This is a genomic window from Aeromonas veronii (genome assembly GCA_041319085.1).
Taxonomy (GTDB): domain Bacteria; phylum Pseudomonadota; class Gammaproteobacteria; order Enterobacterales; family Aeromonadaceae; genus Aeromonas; species Aeromonas veronii_F.
This window is the reverse complement of sequence record CP101033.1, coordinates 2,740,184-2,753,192: the sequence shown is the minus strand read 5'-3', so window position 1 is coordinate 2,753,192 and position 13,009 is coordinate 2,740,184. Positions and strand designations below refer to the sequence as shown.

General features: G+C 59.3%; 14 protein-coding genes. 8 read left to right on the top strand and 6 right to left on the bottom strand.

The genetic code is table 11. From position 1 onward, the window contains the following. The first annotated feature begins 54 nt into the window (after positions 1 to 54). The 3 genes from malF (at position 55) to ugpC (ending at position 3,815) form a co-directional block, all read left to right on the top strand. A complete protein-coding gene (gene malF, locus NMD14_12950; protein XEI31682.1) occupies positions 55 to 1,707 on the top strand; it encodes a maltose ABC transporter permease MalF in 1,653 nt (550 codons plus the stop codon). 12 nt (positions 1,708 to 1,719) lie between these two features. After that, the gene (gene malG, locus NMD14_12945; GenBank protein ID XEI31681.1) at positions 1,720 to 2,610 is read left to right on the top strand and encodes a maltose ABC transporter permease MalG; all 891 of its coding nucleotides are present in this window, start codon (positions 1,720 to 1,722) and stop codon (positions 2,608 to 2,610) included. 68 nt (positions 2,611 to 2,678) lie between these two features. Then, complete coding sequence (ugpC, locus tag NMD14_12940; GenBank protein XEI31680.1) at positions 2,679 to 3,815, top strand: sn-glycerol-3-phosphate ABC transporter ATP-binding protein UgpC; 1,137 nt, start codon at positions 2,679 to 2,681, stop codon at positions 3,813 to 3,815. Between the two features lie 112 nt (positions 3,816 to 3,927). Here ugpC and ppk2 read toward each other — a convergent pair whose 3' ends face one another. Continuing rightward, positions 3,928 to 4,743, bottom strand: coding sequence for a polyphosphate kinase 2 (gene ppk2, locus NMD14_12935; GenBank protein XEI31679.1), 816 nt, complete (start codon positions 4,741 to 4,743; stop codon positions 3,928 to 3,930). A 128-nt stretch (positions 4,744 to 4,871) separates the two neighbouring features. On the opposite strand from ppk2, the gene NMD14_12930 reads away from it, so the two are divergent. Then, positions 4,872 to 5,672, top strand: a complete 801-nt coding sequence (locus tag NMD14_12930; GenBank protein XEI31678.1) for an alpha/beta fold hydrolase — start codon at positions 4,872 to 4,874, stop codon at positions 5,670 to 5,672. 174 nt (positions 5,673 to 5,846) lie between these two features. Continuing rightward, positions 5,847 to 7,226, top strand: coding sequence for an IS4 family transposase (locus NMD14_12925; GenBank protein XEI31677.1), 1,380 nt, complete (start codon positions 5,847 to 5,849; stop codon positions 7,224 to 7,226). A 70-nt stretch (positions 7,227 to 7,296) separates the two neighbouring features. Here NMD14_12925 and NMD14_12920 read toward each other — a convergent pair whose 3' ends face one another. The 3 genes from NMD14_12920 to NMD14_12910 are packed head-to-tail and all read right to left on the bottom strand — an operon-like array spanning position 7,297 to position 8,997. After that, positions 7,297 to 7,632: a hypothetical protein gene (locus NMD14_12920; protein ID XEI31676.1), complete on the bottom strand. Its 336-nt coding sequence runs from the start codon at positions 7,630 to 7,632 to the stop codon at positions 7,297 to 7,299. A 36-nt stretch (positions 7,633 to 7,668) separates the two neighbouring features. Next, entirely contained in the window at positions 7,669 to 8,739 is a 1,071-nt protein-coding gene (locus NMD14_12915) for an AI-2E family transporter (GenBank protein ID XEI31675.1), read from the bottom strand. 24 nt (positions 8,740 to 8,763) lie between these two features. Beyond that, positions 8,764 to 8,997, bottom strand: a complete 234-nt coding sequence (locus NMD14_12910) for a sulfurtransferase TusA family protein (GenBank protein XEI31674.1) — start codon at positions 8,995 to 8,997, stop codon at positions 8,764 to 8,766. Positions 8,998 to 9,139: 142 nt separating this feature from the next. On the opposite strand from NMD14_12910, the gene NMD14_12905 reads away from it, so the two are divergent. Next, on the top strand, positions 9,140 to 10,573 hold the full coding sequence (locus NMD14_12905) for a M48 family metalloprotease (GenBank protein XEI34763.1): 1,434 nt from the start codon (positions 9,140 to 9,142) through the stop codon (positions 10,571 to 10,573). A gap of 100 nt (positions 10,574 to 10,673) precedes the next feature. On the opposite strand, the gene NMD14_12900 is transcribed toward NMD14_12905, so the two are convergent. Next, positions 10,674 to 11,156, bottom strand: coding sequence for a TlpA family protein disulfide reductase (locus tag NMD14_12900; protein XEI31673.1), 483 nt, complete (start codon positions 11,154 to 11,156; stop codon positions 10,674 to 10,676). 60 nt (positions 11,157 to 11,216) lie between these two features. Between NMD14_12900 and arsC the strand changes: the two genes are divergently transcribed. After that, positions 11,217 to 11,567, top strand: coding sequence for an arsenate reductase (glutaredoxin) (gene arsC / locus NMD14_12895; protein ID XEI31672.1), 351 nt, complete (start codon positions 11,217 to 11,219; stop codon positions 11,565 to 11,567). Continuing rightward, complete coding sequence (locus NMD14_12890; GenBank protein XEI31671.1) at positions 11,564 to 11,947, top strand: DUF2069 domain-containing protein; 384 nt, start codon at positions 11,564 to 11,566, stop codon at positions 11,945 to 11,947. Before arsC ends, NMD14_12890 begins: the two co-directional genes overlap by 4 nt. Positions 11,948 to 12,042: 95 nt before the next feature. Here the strand turns inward: NMD14_12890 and NMD14_12885 are convergent, their stop codons facing one another. Beyond that, the gene (locus NMD14_12885) at positions 12,043 to 13,008 is read right to left on the bottom strand and encodes an alpha-L-glutamate ligase-like protein (GenBank protein XEI31670.1); all 966 of its coding nucleotides are present in this window, start codon (positions 13,006 to 13,008) and stop codon (positions 12,043 to 12,045) included. Position 13,009 lies beyond the last annotated feature (1 nt).

The window sequence follows — 13,009 nt, the reverse complement described above, 5'->3', positions numbered from 1 at the left end:
GTCATGGCCTCCCACTCTCTCAAATCTCTCTTGGCGTTATAAAGGTTAATTGGCATGGAAGTAGTACCTTCTGTTGAGTCCTATGCCGGTCCGAAGGATAAGCACACCTGGCTTAAGTGGACCATCGCGGCCCTGGTTGCCATTCTCAACGGCTACGCAGCCGTGATGATGTACGCCAGTGGCGAGTGGGTATTCGCGCTGCTGGATCTGGTGGTGGTTTCCGTCGGTCTGTATGTCTTCATGAACAAGAAGACCTATGCCCATCGCTACATCTTTCCGGGTGTTGCGGGCATGGTTGTGTTTATCATCTTCCCTCTTGCCTACACGATTGGCATCGCCTTCACCAACTATTCGGGGTCCAACTTGCTCTCCGTGGAGCAGGCGCGGGACTACCACCTGAAGAAAACCTACAAGGTGGCGGGCGGCGAATTCGATTTTACCCTGCTGGGTGGCGACAATGGCCAGTTCCAGCTGCTGCTGACACAGGATGATCACTCCTTTATCAGCCAACCTGTTTCCCTGATGACCAATAAGGCCCGTGAGCTGGCGTCCCGCGAGGGCCGTGTGCAGAGCACCCAGCAAGTAGTCGAGCTGCAGCCCTTCACTGGCGAAGCTGCCAGCAAGGCCGCGCCGATCCGCGCCATTGTTGAGCATCGTACTCACCTGAGTGACCTGGATCTGGTGCTGCCGGATGGTGGTACCCACCTGACCCTGAGTAGCCTGCGCAAGTTTGCCGCCCAGAAGCAGCACTACACCCGTCTGATGGATGGCGCCGTGCTCAAGTCCGGGGTGGTGATCAAAGACAGCAACCTGCTGCGTGATACCCAGAATGGTGAGCTGATGCTGCCCAACGGTGACACCGGCTTCTATCAGTACATCGACGAACAGGGTCAGTTTGTCGGCAAGGGCGTGGCCCCCGGCTTTGTGGTCAGTGTGGGCTGGAAGAACTTCGCGCGCATCGTCACCGATCCGGGCATCCAGTCACCCTTCCTGCAGATCTTTATCTGGACCGTGATCTTCTCAACCTGCTCCGTCGCCTTCACCCTGGCCATCGGCATGGTGCTGGCCTGTCTGGTGCAGTGGGAGTCGCTCAAGGGGCGCGGTTTCTATCGGGTTATGCTGATCCTGCCCTATGCGATCCCGGCGTTTATCTCCATCCTGGTGTTCAAGGGGTTGTTCAACCAGAACTTCGGTGAGATCAACATGTTCCTGGAAGCGGCGTTTGGCATCAAGCCGGACTGGTATACCAACCCCTTCCTGGCCAAGGTGATGATCCTGATTGTCAACACCTGGCTCGGCTACCCCTACATGATGATCCTCTGCATGGGCCTGCTCAAAGCCATTCCGGAAGATCTCTATGAAGCGTCCGCCATGGACGGTGCCGGCCCGGTACAGAACTTCTTCAAGATCACCGTGCCGCTCTTGATGAAGCCGCTGACACCGCTGTTGATTGCCTCGTTCGCCTTCAACTTCAACAACTTCGTGCTTATCCAGTTGTTGACCAACGGTGCACCGGACATCATCGGCGCCAGCACCCCGGCCGGTACCACCGACTTGCTGGTGAGTTATACCTACCGGATTGCGTTCCAGGGATCGGGTGGTCAGGACTACGGTCTGGCCAGTGCCATCGCCACCGCCATCTTCCTCATCGTAGGTGCGCTGGCGCTGCTCAACCTGAAATTGTCCAAAGCCGACAAGCAGCTGTAAGGAGGCTTCAACATGGCAATCGTACAACCCAAATCAGTCAAATACCGGGTGTGGGCAACCCACCTGGTCATGTGGGGCTTCCTGGCGCTGATCATCTTCCCGTTGATCATGGTTATCGCCATCTCGTTCCGTAACGGTAACTTCGCGGTAGGGGAGATCATCCCCTCCAATCCGACGCTGGATCACTGGAAGCTGGCGCTGGGCATGTCCATCACCAACGCCGACGGCAGCATCACGCCGCCGCCGTTCCCTGTGCTGACCTGGTTGTGGAACTCCATCAAGATCGCCGGCATCACTGCCCTGATGATCGTGACGCTCTCCACCACCTGTGCTTACGCCTTTGCCCGCCTGCGTTTTCGTGGCAAGTCCACTATCCTGCAGGGCATGCTGATTTTCCAGATGTTCCCAGCGGTACTGGCGCTGGTGGCCATCTACGCGCTCTTTAACAAGATTGGTGACTACATCCCCTGGCTCGGTCTCAACACCCACGGTGGCCTGATCCTGGCGTACATGGGCGGTATTGCCCTGCACGTCTGGACCATCAAAGGCTACTTCGAGACCATCGACTCCTCTCTGGAGGAGGCGGCGGCCATCGACGGTGCGACTCCGTGGCAGGCATTCCGTCTGATCCTGTTGCCCCTGTCGGTGCCCATTCTGGCGGTGGTGTTTATTCTGGCCTTTATCGGTTCCATTACCGAGGTGCCCATGGCCTCCATCCTGCTGCAGGATGTGAACAATCTGACCCTGGCGGTCGGGGCCCAGCAGTACCTCTATCCGCAGAACTATCTGTGGGGGGATTTCGCGGCGGCCGCAGTGCTCTCCGGCTTCCCCATCACAGTGGTGTTCCTGCTTGCACAGCGCTGGTTAGTCGGTGGCCTCACCGCCGGTGGCGTGAAAGGTTAAGTTTATGGCCGGGGGAGCTGACTCCCCCCGCTATCACGATTTGCAAAGATTCAAGAGCGGAGCTCGTCATGGCTGAAGTAGTACTCAACAACGTTCGCAAAAATTACGATCCGGCTGTTCACAAGGACACCCTGCGCAACATCAACCTCTCCATCAAGGAAGGGGAGTTCATTGTCTTCGTCGGCCCGTCCGGCTGTGGCAAATCCACCCTGCTGCGGATGATCGCGGGTCTGGAAGACATCACCAGCGGTGAGCTGACCATCGGTGGTCGATATATGAACGACGTGCCGCCGGTAGAGCGCAACGTCGGCATGGTGTTCCAGTCCTATGCCCTCTATCCGCACATGAACATCTACGAGAACATGGCCTTTGGTCTGAAGCTCAAGAAGATGGACAAGGAGAACATCCACAAGCGGGTGATGCGCGCCGCCGAGATCCTGGGTCTCGAGCCGCTGCTGGACAGAAAGCCCAAAGCGCTCTCCGGTGGTCAGCGTCAGCGTGTCGCCATCGGTCGCTCCATCGTGCAGCAGCCGCAGGTGTTCCTGTTTGACGAGCCGCTCTCCAACCTGGATGCCGCGCTGCGGGTCAAGATGCGGATCGAGATCGCCAAGCTGCACAAAGAGCTTAACTCCACCATCATCTACGTGACCCACGATCAGGTGGAAGCGATGACCCTGGCCGACAAGATTGTTGTGCTGAGCCCGCTCAAGGCCGAAGCTGCTACCAACCTGGAGCAGTTCGGTTCACCGCTGGATCTCTACCACAACCCGGACAACAAGTTCGTGGCGGGCTTTATCGGCTCTCCCAAGATGAACTTCCTGGCGGGCGAGTTGCTGGAGATTGGCGAGCAGGAGTGCTTGGTCAAGTTGACCTCTGGCGATACCGTGCGTGCCCGGGTCGATGCCCGCAGTGGCGCTGTGGGTGACAAGGTGGAGCTGGGCATTCGCCCCGAGCACCTGATGCCGCTGGATCACCCCCATGCGCACAGCAAGGTGAGCGGGATCGTGCAGGTGGCCGAGCACCTGGGCGCCGAGTCCTTCGTTTATATGGATGTGGATGGTCACGACTTTACCGTCAAGGCCACCTCGGATGTGGATGTGGCGACCGGTCAGACCTACAGCGTGGGTATCCCGGCCGAAGCCTGCTACCTGTTCGATGCCAAGGAGCAGGCGTTCCCCCGTACCGCCAAATATATCCGTACCTGATTTTTTGTTGTGCTGGTTTTCCTTTCTTAATAATCAATGCCTTTTTGCCGGTCGTCAGACCGGCTTTTTATTGCCTGCGATTTGAACATGCAGATAGGCAAGGTAACCCGGTTCACGCCTCGAGTTCGGCGGTAATATCGGGCACAAAGGTCTGGCTGGCCAGCGGCGGGCGCTCATACCCTTCGGTCTTGATGGGGGGGAGCTTGATAGGCTCGTAGTGGATCGCCTCGTAGGGCACCTTGCTCAGCAGATGTGCAATGCAGTTGAGGCGGGCACGGCGCTTGTCGTCCGCCTCCACCACGAACCAGGGGCAATCCTCGGTGTCGGTGTAGGTGAACATGTCATCCTTGGCGCGGGAGTATTCCACCCAGCGCGAGCGGGACTGCAAATCCATCGGGCTGAATTTCCAGCGCTTGATGGGGGTGTTGATCCGCTCTTTAAAGCGCTTCTCCTGCTCCTCGTCACTGACCGAGAACCAGTATTTGATCAAGGTGATGCCGGAGCGGATCAGCATCCGCTCAAACTCGGGGCAGGCGCGCAGAAACTCGCGATACTCGGCATCGCTGCAAAATCCCATCACCCGCTCAACCCCAGCCCGGTTGTACCAGGATCGGTCAAACAGCACCATCTCGCCAGCGGCGGGCAGGTGGGCCACATAACGCTGAAAGTACCACTGGGAGCGCTCCCGATCGGAGGGGGCGGGCAGCGCCGTGACCCGGCAGACCCGGGGGTTGAGCGGCTCGGTGATCGCCTTGATGACGCCCCCTTTACCGGCGGCGTCCCGTCCCTCGAACAGTACCACCACCTTCAGTCCCTCCTGCTTGACCCACTCCTGCAGCTTGACCAGCTCCTCCTGCAGATGGGCAAGGTGGTGCTCGTAGCACTTCTTGTCCAGACGCGGCCGCTTCTTGCTCTTCTCCTTCGCCATGGGCTTCTCCTTTTGGCATCCTTTCATGGGTGACTTCTTTGAGTCACTGTCAGCTTGCACCAGGGAGGCGTCACCTGCCAAGGGGGACGTGATACACTGCCTGCCCATCGCTGGCAACAGGAGATAACATGAAGCATTTTATGGAGATAGCGGGCCGCCGGATGGCCTATCTGGATGAAGGGCAGGGCCCGGTATTACTGTTTGGCCACAGCTATCTGTGGGACAGCGCCATGTGGGCGCCGCAAATCGCCGCGCTCAAGGGTAGCTATCGCTGCATCGTCCCCGAGCTGTGGGGCCACGGTGATTCCGACTTGCTTCCCGAAGGTGGCTGCACCCTGACTACTCTGGCACGGGATCACCTGGCGCTGCTTGATGCCCTCGGCATTGAGCAGTGCGTGCTGGTGGGCCTCTCCATCGGCGGCATGTGGGGTGTGGAGCTGGCCAGAATGGCGCCAGACCGCCTCAAGGGGCTAGTGCTGATGGACAGTTTTGTCGGCCTCGAGCCCCAGATCACCTGCGAGCGCTACCTCGGCATGCTGGCGATGATCGAGCAGCTCGGCACTATTCCGGCGCCCATCATCGAACAGGTGGTGCCCATCTTCTTTGCCAACCAGCCCGATGCCGACTTGCTGGCCGATTTCAAGGCGCGCCTGGCTGCCTGGCCAAGTGACAAGATCGCCGCCATGGTGGCGGTAGGGCGCAGCTTTGTCACTCGCGAGGATCGTATCGAGTGGCTGGAAGAGGTGACTTTGCCTGCACTGGTGATGACCGGCTGCGAGGACAAGGCTCGTCCGGTGCTGGAGGGCTATCTGATGGCCGAGGTACTGGGTTGCCCGTTCAAGGAGATCCCGGCAGCTGGCCACATCTCGTCGCTGGAAAATCCGGCCTTCGTCAATCAGCAGCTGACCGGGTTTTTGGCGGCGCTGTAAGCCTGAATTGGCAGCTTGAGTAGGCTGTACTACCAGCCTGATGATGGCCGTGAAAAAGGGAGCCGAAGGCCTGTCTCTTATACACAAATCCCCAAGCATCGCTTGGGGATTTTTTTGAACCTTTTCCCTTCTCCGTGATCTGACTCTTTTGCCATCCCTTATCACGGCTCTAATATGCATCTCACCCAACTCGAACAATGGGCATTCGACCAGTTTGGCCATGCCAATCTCAAGGACCCCAGACGCACTGAACGTCTCGTCAAACTCGCCACCGCCCTTGCTCAACAACCCGGAGATTGCGTGTCACAACTTCCCCTCTCACCCGCCGACATGGAAGGCTCATATCGCTTTATTCGCAACCACCATGTCAATGCCGATGCCATTGCTGATGCAGGCTTTGCCACCACCGCAGCCCTAGCCAGGGACTACGACCTGTTGCTGGCACTGGAAGATACCACGGCCCTGACCTTCAACCATGCCAGCGTCCATGATGAGCTGGGGCACACCAATCAAGGCAGTAGTCGCGCTCTGCTGGCTCACTCCGTCTTGTTGTTTGCTCCGCATAAATCGCAGGTGGTCGGCATGATTGCACAGCGTATCTGGACCCGTGATGTCAGCAAGCGGGGAGAGAGCCACCGGCATGCCACCCGGCCTTACAAGGAGAAAGAGAGTCGCAAGTGGGAGGAGGCATCCGTGGCCTTTGCCGCCCGTCTCGGCACTCAGATGGCCAACGTTATCTCGGTCTGTGACCGGGAAGCGGATATCTACGAATATCTGCATTACAAGCAGAGCAACCAACAACGCTTTGTGGTGCGCTCGATGCAAAGTCGCTGTATCGAAGAGCATGACCACAAGCTCTACGACTATGCCCGGCAGTGCCACTCTGCCGGCACCAAGGTCGTCAAAATACCGCAGCGGGGCGGCAGAAAAGCCAGAGAGGCCGTGCTCGACATCAAGTTTACCAAAGTCACCCTAAAGGCTCCGGCCAACAAGCGTAACGAGCCGGATATCCCGCTCTACTACGTGGGATGCATTGAGCAGGGCGATGCCTCTGACCGGCTGGAGTGGCACCTGCTGACTAGTGAAGCCGTGACCGACGATGCACAGGCCCGCAAGGTTATCGGCTATTACGAGCGGCGCTGGCTTATCGAGGATTATCACAAGGTCTGGAAGAGTGCCGGCACTCGGGTAGAAACCTTAAGGATGCAGAGCATGGATAACCTGAAGCGGATGTGCGTCATCTTGTCGTTTATCGCGGTGCGTCTGTTGCAATTGAGGTTTATCAACGAGGAGTCATCGGCACAGAATCAAAGCTGCGAAACGGTGATAGGCCCGACGGGGTGGAAGCTGCTTTGGCGAAAGGTAGAGAAAACGCCGTTGCCAACCAAGGTGCCGGATATGAGATGGGCGTACCGGAGCCTGGCCAAGCTGGGGGGCTGGAAGGACACTAAACGAACGGGGCGGGCTTCAATAGCGGCATTATGGGAGGGCTGGTTTCGACTCCAGACCCTCCTGGAAGGCTACGAACTGGCGCAGTCTCTTGAGCACCAATAGTTGTGATCAAGAGACAGGCCGAAGGCTCCCTTTTGTTTGGTCGTGTCTCACGGTTCAAGACTCATAACCGTTACCAGATATAGCCCAGCGCAAAACCCGCATAGAGCTCGCCATTATGCTGGACGATGGGGCTGTTTTTGATGTCCCGATCCCCCAGAAACATCAAGTCATCGCCGAAGTAGATAAAGCCCGGGATGGCGTAGAGGGCGTTGTCCTGCGCTTCATAACGGGCCTGTCCCCCGATGAGCGCCGCTCCGGCGATAAGGCCCTGTGGCACCGGGCTGGTAGGGCTGTCGCTGGTGAGCAGACCCATGGCGCCAAGATCGATATCGGCACGGACGGGCATGGCGGCAGCGAGGAGCAGGACCGTCAGTCCTGCCGCTCTGATTTGACGAAAAAAGGACATGGGCACTCCGTTGTCACGATTGCATGGTGAAGCGGGTTATTTCGCAGCGCTCGGCAGATCTTCGCGTTTCGGCCAGGCATTGAGCACCGCCTTGACCAGGGTGGCGAGGGGAATGGCGAAGAAGACGCCCCAGAATCCCCACAGCCCGCCAAACACCAGCACGGCGATGATGATGGCGACCGGATGGAGGTTGACTGCTTCCGAGAAGAGCACCGGCACTAGCAGGTTGCCATCGAGGGCCTGAATGACCAGATAGGCCACCATCAGCCAGGCAAACTCGGGGGTGAGCCCCCACTGGAACAGGGCCACCATGGCGACCGGCACCGTCACCACGGCGGCGCCGATGTAGGGGATCAGCACCGAGAAGCCGACAGCTACCGCCAGCAGCACCGAATAGCGCAGCCCCATCAGGGCGAAGGGGACATAGGTGGCGATACCGACGATCAGGATCTCGATCACCTTGCCGCGGATGTAGTTGATGATCTGGTTGTTCATCTCGACCCACACCCGGTTGACCAGGGTGCGGTTGCGCGGCAGGAAGCGGCGCAGGCTGCCCATCAGTACCCGCTTGTCTTTGAGCATAAAGAAGACCATCAGCGGCACCAGAATGAGGTAGATCATGATGGCCACCACGTTGACCAGCGAACTGAGGGAGGCGCTCACCAGATGCTCGCCGCCACTGAGAATACGCTGGCGAATATTGTCGATGACAGTCTCCACCAGACTGATATCAATCAGCTCGGGGTATTTGTCCGGCAGGGTGCGGACATAATCCTGAGCGTGGGTCAGCATGGCGGGCGCCTCTTTGGCCAGATTGATCCCCTGGCTCACCAGCGTCGGGATAAGACCCAGCAAGGAGGCCACCGCCACCGCAATGAATAGGATCAGAACGACGCTGGTGGCCAGGGTGCGTGACAGCCCTGCTTTTTGCAGCCGGGCGACCGGCCACTCCAGCAGATAGGCCATCACCAACGCCACCAGCAGGGGGGCCAGCAGATCGCCAAACAGCCAGATGATGGTGAAGCAGAACACCAGCAACAGGAACAGGGTAACGGCATCGGGATCGGAAAAACGGGTCTGATACCAGCGCTTCAAGACTTCTAACATGACGGCATCCTTACATCCTGGGGCTCAAGATGGTTGTTTCGCCCCGACAACCAATTGCAAAGAGAGGGTATTGTCTGGTTCTTGCTGCATCTCGACATGGTGGCCCTGACGTTGGAGGTAGGCCGGAATATCCTGCCGGGATCCTGCATCGGCCAGCCGGATGGTGACGGTTTGACCGCGTTTGGCCTCCCTTAACCAGAGCTTGAGCCGGATCAGCGGTTCGGGGCAACGCCAGGGGGTCAGGTCGAGAACTTCCATGGGGACTCCATCAGGCAGGTGGCCGCTATTATGGCCGTGATAAGAGCGTGAAACAACGCTTGTAGCCCTTGATGGGCAAGGGTATTCTGCCGAGGCCCTTTCTGAAGGAGATAGAGATAACGTGGCACGTTTTTCCCCCCTGATGGCATCGCTTCCCCTGCTGGCTTCCCTGATGGGCGCCACGTTTCATGCGCATGCCAACAATCAGCTTCCCGACATCGGCACGGCCGGGGTGGCGGCCCTGCCCATCGAGCAGGAGGTGCGTTACGGCAACGCCTTTATGCGCTTTGCCCGCGCGGGCTTGCCGATCATCGATGACCCGGTGCTGAGCCTGTACATCGACGATCTGGGTCAGCGACTGCTGACCAACGCAGATGGGGTGCGTTTCCCGTTTACCTTTTTCCTCATCAATGATCCCTCCATCAACGCGGCCGCCTTCCTCGGCGGGCGGGTCAAGGTGCACACTGGCCTGTTCCTCTACGCCGACAGCGAGAGCGAGCTGGCCTCGGTACTGGCTCACGAAATCACCCACGTGACCCAGCGTCATATCGCCCGTTATATGGAGGCGCAGGCGAGCAGCTCGGCTGTGACTCTGGCCGGTCTGGTGGGTTCCATTGCGCTGGCGGTGATCAACCCGACTGCCGGTATCGCTGCGCTGCAGACCACGCTGGGCCTCTCTATGCAGTCCGCGATCAACTACACCCGCGACAACGAATATGAAGCGGATCGCATCGGCATGAAGACGCTCTACGATGCCGGTTTCGATCCCATGGGAATGGCCAACTTCTTCCAAAAATTGGCCGCCGAATACCGTTACGCCAGCAAGCCGCCGGAAATGCTGCTCACACACCCGCTGCCGGAGACCCGGATCAGCGAGGCTCGCGCCCGGGCGGGCAGCTATGGCCGCCGCGACTTGCCGCCCAGCCTTGACTTCTGGCTGGCCAAGGTGCGTATTCAGGTGCGCTTTGGCACGGATACCCCACAGGGGCTGCTGAGCTACTTCGATACCCGGATCCAGAAGGGGGATTATCCGCTCAAGGATGCCGCCATCTATGGCAAGGCGCTGGCGCTGATCCAGCTCAAGCGTACCGACGAAGCTGATACCCTGATGCAGGAGCTGGCGTCCCGTCATCCGGAGGATCTCTTTATCGTCGATGCCCAGACCGACATCGATCTGGCCAAGGGGCGCAGTGCTCAGGCCATCGCTCGCCTCGAGAAGTTCCGCAGCCGGATGCCGGATAACGAAGTGGTGGTGGTCAACCTCGGCAACGCTTACCTCGAGAGCGGCAACTACAAGAAGTCCATCGCCATCCTCGACCCTTATGCCCGCGAGCACGAAGAGAACAATCTGGCCTGGAACCTGCTGGCCGATGCCTATCGCAAGGCGGGCAGAATGACCGAGCTGCATATGGCGCGGGCCGAGATGCTCTCGCTGCGCGGGGATTATCAGGCGGCCATCGACGAGCTGATCGTGGCGCGCGGCACCACCAGCGACCGGATGACCCTGGCTCGGCTGGAGGCGCGCATCACCGAGCTGGAGCGGGCCAAGAAGGATCTCGACAGCCTCAAGGGCTAACGAAACCTGGCATTAGCCTATCAAACAAGGGCGCACCACGGTGCGCCCTTGTTGTTTATAGAGATCATGTTGATGTGGGTTGCGTTGATAGCGCTACGCACTAGTGACTCAGGCGGCTGGCGGTCGCCTTGAGCATCTCGACCTGCTGCTGGTCGAGTTCGCCAACCAGCGTCTGTTTAAGTTTGCCCTCGCTATCGAGCAGATAGCTGGTGGGCAGGGCGCCCGGACGCGGGAAGGGGAGCTTGGCATCCGCGGTGGCAATAAGCAGCGGCACCTTGATCTCATATCGGGTTGCCAGCTGGCCGAGCTCTGCCGGCGTAGTCGGGTCGTAGTTGATGGCCACCACGGCGATCTGGCCCTCCGCCGCCAGCGCGTTGAGGCGCGGCATCTCCCGCAGGCAAGGAGTGCACCAGGGGGCGAAGTAGTTGATCAGCAACGGCTTGCCGACAAAGTGGCGCAAGCTGACCGGCTGCCCTTTGGCATCGGTAAATTCGGCGGCGGGTGTGCAGGCAGCCAGCAGGCCAGCCACAATCAGCCAACAAATTCGTTTCAATTCCTTTCCACTGCTGCTTACCCTGACCATCACTTTCCCCTACAATAGCGCCGTTTCTAGTCCCATCTTGCGATTAATCAGGGAGTTACCATGAGCGAGACCCAAATCTACCACAATCCGCGCTGCTCCAAGAGTCGCGAAACCCTGGCCCTGCTGGAACAGCACGGGATCGCCCCTGATGTGGTGCTCTATCTGGAGCAGGCCCCGAGCGAAGATGAGATCCGCAACCTGCTCTCTCTGCTCGGTTTTGGCGATCCGCGCCAGCTGATGCGCACTAAGGAAGATCTCTACAAGGAGCTGGGATTGGCCGATGTCAGCGGTGATGCCCTCATCCGCGCCATGCATCAGCATCCCAAGCTGATCGAGCGCCCCATCGTCATCAAGAATGGTCAGGCCCGCATTGGTCGCCCGCCGGAGCAGGTGCTGGAGATCCTCAAGTGAGCACTCGTTTTGCGCGTTGGCTGACTCTGGTCGGCTTCTTCGGCCTGCTGGGCTGGGTCATCCTCTGGCATCTGTGGCTGTCGCCCCACCCGGACCTCAACCCCTGGCTGCTGCCGGTGATCTGGACGGTACCGCTGCTCTTCCCGCTCAAGGGGATAGTGCAGGGCAACCCTTACACCCACGCCTGGGGCAACTTCGTGTTGATGCCCTATTTCCTCCACGCCCTCACCCTGATCACCACGGATGAGGGGGAGCGGTGGCTGGCGGTGGTGGAGCTGTTGTTCACCACTCTCGCCTTTGTCGGCACCATCTACTATGCCCGACTGCGTGGTCGGGAACTTGGCCTCAGCATTCGCAAAAAGAAAGATGAAGCCAACTGACGCTAAACGCTCCGCAAGGGGCGTTTTTATGATGCGCCTATGCGCACCATAAAAAAAAGCGCGCCATAGGCGCGCTCAGTGCACAAGCAGAGGGCTTATTCCTCAAAGATCCCGAAGTGATCCTTGGCGAAATTGACTCGCTGCTCCACGTTCATCTTCACCTGACCGAGCTTCTCGATGGCCTTGAGATTGGGCACCAGGCCGCGACCGTTGGCGATCTGGATGGCAAGACCCGGGCGGGCGTTAAGCTCCAGCAGCATGGGGCCGCGGAACTTGTCCAGCACCATGTCGGTCCCGATATAGCCCAGACCCGACATCTCGTAGCAGGAGGCGGCCAGGGTGAGCAGAGTGTCCCAGTGGGGCACCTTGAGCTCATAGAGGTCGAGGCCGGTATCCGGGTGATGGCGCAGCGGATTGCCAAACTGCACCGCCCGCAGGGCTCGACCGGTACGCAGGCACAGACCCACCCCCACGGCGCCCTGGTGCAGGTTCGCCTTGCCGTCCGAGGCGGAGGTGGAGAGGCGCATCATCGCCATCACCGGGAACCCCTTGAAGATGATCACCCGGGCATCGGGCACCCCTTCGAACGAGTAGCCGTCGAACACGTCATCGAAGTTGATGAGGCCTTCGACCAGCGCCACGTCCGGCTTGCCGCCCAGCGAGTAGAGCCCCGCCAGAATGTTGGAAACATGGCGCTCCAGATCCTGGCCGATAGAGGCGCTGCCGTTGGGCTTGTAGAACAGGCCATCTTCCTGGCGCAGGATCACCAGGATCCCCTTGCCACCCGAGCCGCGCGCCGGCTTGATGCAGAAGCCCGGCCAATCTTTTACCAGCTCGGTGATACGACCCACATCGTGCTGGGCACGAATGGTGCCGATCAGTTCCGGTACCGTGACGCCAGCATCCAGCGCAATCCGCTTTGTCTGCAGCTTGTCATCCACCAGCGGATAGAGGCTGCGCTGATTGTAGCGGCTGATGTAGGAGTGGTTGCGTTTGTTCATGCCGAGGATGCCTGCCTGCGACAGGCTCCACGGGGTGGTGTATTTTTCCCAGAACCACATC